The sequence below is a fragment of the Desulfocastanea catecholica genome (assembly GCF_054657295.1).
In genome coordinates this window covers 1-292 of record NZ_BAAHYZ010000167.1, presented here as the reverse complement: position 1 = coordinate 292, position 292 = coordinate 1, and the positions used below count along the sequence as shown (strand labels likewise).

1 protein-coding gene is annotated in these 292 nt (G+C 34.9%); it reads right to left on the bottom strand.

The window, feature by feature from the left end; translation table 11 throughout:
* Positions 1-292 (bottom strand): type II toxin-antitoxin system VapC family toxin (locus ACYQ8U_RS23375; protein ID WP_459947946.1); only part of this gene is annotated, 292 nt, incomplete at both ends.

Sequence of the window (292 nt, the reverse complement as noted above, 5' to 3'; positions counted from 1 at the left end):
TTGAATGGTTTTTTGCCTTTGATGCGATAAATGGAAAAGTCACGATCAATTGTAGCAATTGTGTTAATGCCCAATTTTTCTGCGAGTAATACAAGGCACGAATCAGCAAAGTCCATTGGCAAATCGCGATATTTTTCTGTGAGTTCTTTAATTCTACGAAAATCGAAATTGGAGATATTTTCTATTTCAACCCCACCCCTATTTATCCATTCAATAAAATCAAGTTGAGCATTTCGATTGAAGTCTAATAAATGAAGAACTTCTGTAATAGATGCGATGGTAGTTATGAGCG